Below are 7,053 nucleotides of genomic sequence, written 5' to 3' on the forward strand. Positions count from 1 at the left end.
TTTATCGAGCCTTTCTGAATGCAAAAGCCCCGCTCGATGAGCGGGGCTTTTTTATGACTGTCAGGCTGATTGTTCTGGCTGGCCGAGCGGGTGTCCAGTCCGACCGGCGACGGGGATCGTCATCCCCGCCCCTTCATCATCCAGCCCGATGCAGGCTTAACCGCCAACGGCGATGCGTTTCATGTCTTTCATATAACCGCGCAGTACCTGACCGATTTTCTCGATCGGGTGGTTGCGAGTCGCTTCGTTGGCCGCCAGCAGCGCCAGGTTATCCACGCTCTGCCCTTCCGCCTTGCTGGCACCCAGATCGCCCGCTTTCAGGGTCGGCATGAAGTGCTCGCGCAGCAAGGGCACGGCGGCGTTGGCGAACAGGTAGTTGCCGTACTCGGCGGTGTCGGAGATGACCACGTTCATCTCGTACAGACGCTTGCGGGCAACTGTGTTGGCGATCAGCGGCAGCTCGTGCAGGGATTCGTAGTAGGCAGACTCCTCGTAGATACCGGAAGCCACCATGGTCTCGAACGCCAGCTCGACACCCGCCTTGACCATGGCCACCATCACCACGCCATTGTCGAAGTACTCCTGCTCGGCAATCTTGCCTGCAAACGCCGGGGCGTTTTCGAAGGCGGACTTGCCGGTCTCTTCGCGCCAGCCGAACAGCTTGGCATCGTCTTCGGCCCAGTCGGCCATCATGCCGCGGGAGAACTCACCGGCGATGATGTCGTCCATGTGCTTCTCGAACAGCGGGCGCATCAGGGTCTTGAGCTGCTCGGAGAGCTCGAAGGCGCGCAGCTTGGCCGGGTTGGACAAGCGGTCCATCATCAGGCTGATGCCACCCTGTTTCAGGGCTTCGGTGATGGTCTCCCAGCCGAACTGGATCAGCTTGCCGGCGTAGGCCGGGTCTGTGCCTTCGGCAACCAGCTTGTCGTAGCAGAGCAGGGAACCGGCCTGCAGCATGCCGCAGAGGATGGTCTGCTCGCCCATCAGGTCAGATTTCACTTCCGCTACGAAGGAGGACTCCAGCACGCCGGCACGGTCGCCACCGGTGGCAGAGGCCCACGCCTTGGCGATGGCCATGCCTTCGCCTTTCGGGTCATTTTCCGGGTGAACGGCGATCAGGGTCGGTACGCCGAAGCCGCGCTTGTACTCTTCACGCACTTCGGTACCCGGGCACTTGGGCGCAACCATCACGACTGTGATGTCGGAGCGGATCTGCTGACCCTCTTCCACCACGTTGAAGCCGTGGGAGTAACCCAGCGCGGCGCCCTGCTTCATCAGCGGCATCACTGTTTTCACCACGTCGGAGTGCTGCTTGTCCGGGGTCAGGTTCAGCACCAGATCGGCGGTCGGGATCAGCTCTTCATAGGTACCGACCGCGAAGCCGTTGTCGGTGGCTTTCTGCCAGGAGGCACGCTTCTCGGTGATGGCGGCCTTGCGCAGGGCGTAGGAGATATCCAGCCCGGAGTCACGCATGTTCAGACCCTGGTTCAGACCCTGGGCACCACAGCCCACAATCACCACCTTCTTGCCCTTCAGCACGTTGCAGCCGTCCGCGAACTCTTCGCGCTGCATGAAACGACACTTGCCCAATTGGGCCAACTGCTGACGCAGGTTCAAGGTGTTGAAATAGTTAGCCATGGTGATTGCTCCGTTCGATTGATTCCATGCCGGGTAGCGGCGTTGTCTGAACCACTATAGCGCGGGACACTTATTGCCTGAACTGATATATTCGAAACAGTACGTTGCAATAACTGAAACGCTCACCCTTCATAATTGCCTGCTGAATGTACCGCGAGATGGCAGAAACAAGCCGCCAACCGCTGGATATCGGGCACACAAGCCGCGCCAGGAGCTGAAAGATGGACCTTCGCAATCTCGAGCTGTTTCTCCACCTCGCCGACTCCCTTCATTTTGGCAAGAGCGCCGATGCAATGGCGGTCAGCCCCTCCACCCTGAGCCGCGCCATCCAGCGACTGGAGCAGGAGACCGGCTGCATCCTGTTCGAACGGGACAACCGCTCGGTACGGCTCACCCCCGCCGGCGAGAAGCTGCGCGAATTCGGCGGCGGCCTGTTGCAGGAGTGGCGTCAGCTCAAGCAGGAGCTCAAACGCAGCGATGAGCCGCTGCAAGGTCGTCTGCGGGTCTTCTGTTCGGTCACCGCCAGTTACTTTCTGTTGCCCGAGGTACTGGAGCGCTTTCGCCGCCGCTATCCCCAGCTGGAGATCAAGCTGGAGACCGGCGACCCGGCGCTGGCGGTGGACAAGATCCTGGCCGATGAGGCCGATCTCGCCATCGCCGCCCGCCCCGATGCCCTGCCCGCCAAGCTGGAGTTCGCCAGCCTGCAACTGGTGCCGCTGGTCTTTATCGCGCCGCGCAACGCGCCCCAGCTGAACCAGTGGTTCCGTCAGGGCGAACCGGACTGGGAGCAGCTGCCGGTCATCCTCTCCGAGCAGGGCTTGGCCCGCAAACGCAGCGATCAGTGGTTTCGCAACAAAGGGATAGCGCCCAACATCTATGCCGAAGTGGCGGGTAACGAGGGGATCGTCGCCATGGTGGCGCTCGGTTGTGGCGTGGGGTTGGTGCCGGCGGCGGTGATCGACCATAGCCCGCTCGGCGACAAGGTGCGGATCATCGACCTCAAGCCCGCCTTCAAGCCATTTGATGTGGGGATCGGGGTGCTCAAGAAGCGACTGGAGGAGCCGCTGATCCGCGCCTTCTGGGATACCGCACAGAATCAGAGCTCACTGCGCTGAGACGGGCTGGTAGATGAGCATCGGGTCGGCCAGCATCTTGCGACTCGACAACGGCAGATCGGGATTGTGCAGCTCGAGGCGCACCCGTTCATCCAGTTTCAGCCGCCGAATGGTGCTGCCAAATTCCTCTTCAAAGACCCGGTCAAAAGCGCCCGATTGCCGTGCCCGCTGCAGACCGAGCTCGATGCGCTGCGCCAGCTCCGGATATTTTGGCGAGACAAAGAAGAGCAGCGCCAGCGGATAGCGAAACACCAGACGGGGCTCGATGGCGAGATTCGGATGCTGCCTTAGCTCATCCTCGACCTCGATGACCGAGCGCAGGAAGCAGTCAAAACGCTTCTTACGCAGCATGTTGAAGAGCGCCTCATAAAGATTGCCAACCGTCACCTTGAGGCCGTTAGCCCGCAGCAACTGGGTGTCTGGCCAGGATCTGTGCTGACCGATGGAGAGCCCGGCGCGATGCCAGTCTGCCAACGACCCGATCGCGGCAAATCGCCCCTCATCCCCCTGCCGAACCAGACACACCCGCCAGCCCAGCAGCCCCTTGGCCAGCGGAATGTGTACTGCCAGCAGATCCCGCTCTCGCTCACCATCCGGGGCAAAGACACCGACCTGAACCAGCTCGCCACTACGCAGCTCTTTCACCGCCCGCCCCTGCTCCATCTGCGGACTGGAGACCAGCTGGTAGGGGCCATACTCGGGCACGGTGAGATCGAGAGAGAGCCGTAGCAACTGGGCGACGGCGGGATTGGGATGATCCAGCAGCAGATTCCAGGCACGGATAGGCTGCTCGGTTGCCGATACGCCAACCGCCCACAAAGCCATGCACCACCACCAGACTCTGATCATCCCGTGCACCATCCGTGCTTCATACTCCTCGCCATACTATAACGCCAGCCAGCGCCTCAACGGCGCTCTCTCTGAAAGATGTGTGAGCACTCTCGTGTCAAATCTCGTGTCAAAAGTGACAATAGGCAAACCCGGCAGGTCATCGCAGACTGGGCGTTCATCAACAAACGCCAAGGCGCAGGGAGGAGAGCCATGAAACAGCATCTGGTAGAGATCAAGGGTTCAACCCTGTTTGACGAGTATCTGCAGAGCATGGGCGTGCCCAGCACGGCACTGGACCGGGAGCAGGATATCTATCTGCAGGAACGCCACCTGGGCGCCATTCGCCGGGTGCAAGGCGAACTGCGCTTTTATCTACGTGCCAATGCCCTGAACAAACGGTGATCAGGATCCGGTCACAGAACCCGCAACAAAGGCGTATTAGACTGGTATCTTCCCCCTTTTGTCGGGAGTGCCCATGAAAGCAAGCGGTCTGGATCGGCTGTTCAAACCCCACTCAATCGCCGTGATCGGCGCCTCGACCGACCCGCTCAAGGCGGGTCATGTGATCGTACGCCACCTGCTGGCGGGCCAGTTCAAAGGGCCCATCCTCCCCGTCACCCCGCGCAACAAGTCCATCGCCGGCGTGCTGGCCTATCCCGATATTGCCAGCCTGCCGCTGACCCCGGATCTCGCCATCATCTGCACTCGGCGGGAGCGGGTCTTGCCATTGCTGGAGGCGCTCGGCCAAAAGGGTACGGGCGCGGCCATCATACTGGCCGCCGACTTTTCCACCGAGGAGCGGCTGGAGCTGAAACGGGTCTGCCAACAATATGGCATTCGACTGCTCGGCCCCAACAGCATGGGAATGCTGCTGCCCGGCCAGGGGATCAATGCCAGCTTTTCACCGATTGCCGCAAAGCCGGGGCAGGTCGCCTTTCTGTCGCAATCCGCCGCCGTCAGCACCACCATTCTGGATTGGGCCAAGCAGCATGAACTGGGCTTCTCCGCCTTCATCTCCCTTGGCGATCACTGCGACATCGACTTCGGCCAGCTGCTGGATCAGCTTTCCCGCGACAGCGTCACCCGCGCCATCTTGATCTACATGGACAAGCTGCACGACGCCCGCCACTTTCTCTCGGCGGCGCGGGCGGCCTCGCGCAACAAGCCAATCCTGGTGCTAAAAAGCGGGCGCCACGAACCGGCCCACGGCCTCGACAATGTCTATGACGCCGCCATCCGCCGCGCCGGTATGCTGCGGGTGCGGGATACCCACGAGCTGTTTGCCGCAGTGGAAACCCTGAGCCACTCCATGACCCTCAAGGGAGAGCGACTCGCCATCATCTCCAACGGCCGCGGGCTGGCCAATATGGCGGTGGATGTGTTGCTGGAGCGAGGCGGCAAGCTGGCTCGCCCGCCGCTCGATATCGGCAGCGATGCTACCATCACCACCTATCAGGAGGCGCTGGACAACGTGTTGCAGGAAGATGGCATCGACGCCATCCTGATCATCCACGCCCCCTCGCTCACGGCACCGAGCGCGCCGCTGGCCAGCCATCTTATTGCCCATCTGAAACAGCACCCCAGAGCGCGCCGTTTCAACATCCTCACCAACTGGGCGGGTGAATACTCGGCGCAGGAGGGACGCAAACTCTTTACCGAAGCGGGCTTCCCGACCTACCGCACACCGGAAAGCGCCATGGCCGCCTTCATGCACATGGTGGAATACCGCCGCAACCAGAAGCAGTTGATGGAGACACCGGCGTCACTACATGGCAACCAGCTCAATGTCGAGCTGTGCCAGCAGCTGATCCGCCAAGCGCAGGAGCGCAAACAGCTAAGATTGGATATTCATCTGGTGCACCCAATTTTACAAGCCGCCGGTCTCTCGACCCTGCCAACCTGGATCGTCACCGACGCCATCGAGGCGACCCTGACCGCCGAGCAGATCGGCTATCCGGTAGCGGTAAAACTGCGCTCGCCCGATATCCTGCACAAGTCTGCCGTACACGGGGTGGTGCTCAATCTGCGCACCTCGACCGAAGTGGCGCAAGCTGCAGATGCCATTCTGGACAGGGTCAAACAGCATGATCCGAGCGCCCGTATCGAAGGGCTGCTGGTACAGCGCATGGCTCGCCGTAGCGGCGGCCTCGAACTGCGGGTACGTATCCAGCAAGACGCCATCTTTGGCCCCGTCATTCTGTTGGGTGAATCTGGTGCGGAACCGCAGGAGATGGTCGCGGCGCTACCCCCGCTCAATCAGGCGCTGGCCCGTTACCAGATCATCGGGGCACTCAAGAGTCGCAAGATCCGTGAGCAGGCCACACCGGAGCGACTGGATATCGATGCCCTTGGTCAAGTGCTCTGCCAACTATCCGAACTATTACTCGCCTTTCCTGAGATTCAGGAACTGGACCTGCACCCGCTGCAAGCGTGCGGTGCCGAAATGGTGGTGCTGGATGCCAGCCTCATGCTGGCTGACCCCACCATCCCGACCAGCAACCGACTGGCGATCCGTCCCTATCCTACCGAACTGGAGGAGGGTGCCTGGCTTAAAGATCAGCGCCATATCCTGCTGCGCCCGATCCGGCCGGAAGATGAGCCGGCCCACAAACAGTTCGTGCTGCAGGTTTCCGATGAGGACAGGTACAAACGCTTCTTCGCCGATGTAGGCGAACTGGGCCATGAAGAGCTGGCTCGCATGACCCAGATCGATTACGACCGGGAGATGGCCTTCGTAGCGGTGGGGCAAGATGGCGAGCTGCAGGATCAAATCCTCGGCGTGGTACGCGCTATCTCGACCCCGGACCTCAGCGATGCCGAGTTTGCCATTCTGGTGCGATCTGACCTGAAAGGGGTGGGTCTCGGCAAATTGATGATGGAGAAGATCATCCGCTACGCCAAAGAGCAAGGGATTGGCCAGCTATCCGGCATGACCATGCCCAGCAATCGCGGCATGGTCAACCTCGCCAAACGGCTTGGCTTCAAGATCGATGTCCAGATGGAAGAGGGGGTGGTCAATATGGAACTTCCCTGCAGGCGGCAGAAGGCTGATTTAGCCGCCTGTAAACTCGCTCAAATGGCTGATAAGGCTCGGATATAGCCAAAAAATGGTGGAAATAACCGGCTATCTGGCACTCTCTTGACAGGTAAAAACCAAACGTTGACGGTTTAACATGCTAAAAACACCAAAGCCCTGTCGAGAGACTGGGCTTTGTGTTGGTTCCTGTGTGCAAATCTGGAGGTCAATGGGCAAAAACGCCCATAGCAAAAAGGCCTTCCCATCAGGGAAGGCCTTCAAATTAGTGGCGGAGCGGACGGGACTCGAACCCGCGACCCCCGGCGTGACAGGCCGGTATTCTAACCGACTGAACTACCGCTCCGCATTCGGTTAGCTTGCGCTAAATTGTCTGCCGCTTTTTCTGAGGTGTCATCCTCGCAGCCAGTAACGTGATTCTTCACATCACCGTTT

The 7,053-nt window shown here is 60.5% G+C and carries 5 protein-coding genes and 1 tRNA gene; 3 read left to right on the forward strand and 3 right to left on the reverse strand.

The features are described 5' to 3' along the window. Window positions 1–156: 156 nt before the first annotated feature. Window positions 157–1,638: a ketol-acid reductoisomerase gene (ilvC, locus tag A9G06_RS19545; protein ID WP_041210772.1), complete on the reverse strand. Its 1,482-nt coding sequence runs from the start codon at window positions 1,636–1,638 to the stop codon at window positions 157–159. A 221-nt stretch (window positions 1,639–1,859) separates the two neighbouring features. On the opposite strand from ilvC, the gene ilvY reads away from it, so the two are divergent. Next, window positions 1,860–2,753 carry an HTH-type transcriptional activator IlvY gene (gene ilvY / locus A9G06_RS19550; RefSeq protein ID WP_069556319.1) on the forward strand — a complete coding sequence of 298 codons (894 nt, stop codon included), beginning with the start codon at window positions 1,860–1,862 and terminating at the stop codon, window positions 2,751–2,753. Here ilvY and A9G06_RS19555 read toward each other — a convergent pair. After that, complete coding sequence (locus tag A9G06_RS19555; RefSeq protein ID WP_069556321.1) at window positions 2,742–3,602, reverse strand: transporter substrate-binding domain-containing protein; 861 nt, start codon at window positions 3,600–3,602, stop codon at window positions 2,742–2,744. The two genes, ilvY and A9G06_RS19555, sit on opposite strands and share 12 nt — an antisense overlap. A 192-nt stretch (window positions 3,603–3,794) precedes the next feature. Here A9G06_RS19555 and A9G06_RS19560 point away from each other — a divergent pair, with 192 nt between their 5' ends. Continuing rightward, window positions 3,795–3,986 carry a hypothetical protein gene (locus A9G06_RS19560; RefSeq protein WP_005339486.1) on the forward strand — a complete coding sequence of 64 codons (192 nt, stop codon included), beginning with the start codon at window positions 3,795–3,797 and terminating at the stop codon, window positions 3,984–3,986. 73 nt (window positions 3,987–4,059) lie between these two features. Beyond that, on the forward strand, window positions 4,060–6,684 hold the full coding sequence (locus A9G06_RS19565; RefSeq protein WP_069556320.1) for a bifunctional acetate--CoA ligase family protein/GNAT family N-acetyltransferase: 2,625 nt from the start codon (window positions 4,060–4,062) through the stop codon (window positions 6,682–6,684). A gap of 203 nt (window positions 6,685–6,887) precedes the next feature. Here the strand turns inward: A9G06_RS19565 and A9G06_RS19570 are convergent. Beyond that, window positions 6,888–6,964: transfer RNA gene (locus A9G06_RS19570), tRNA-Asp, on the reverse strand. Between the last annotated feature and the right edge of the window lie 89 nt (window positions 6,965–7,053).

This window comes from Aeromonas sp. DNP9 (assembly GCF_001728955.1).
Taxonomy (GTDB): Bacteria; Pseudomonadota; Gammaproteobacteria; order Enterobacterales; family Aeromonadaceae; genus Aeromonas; species Aeromonas veronii.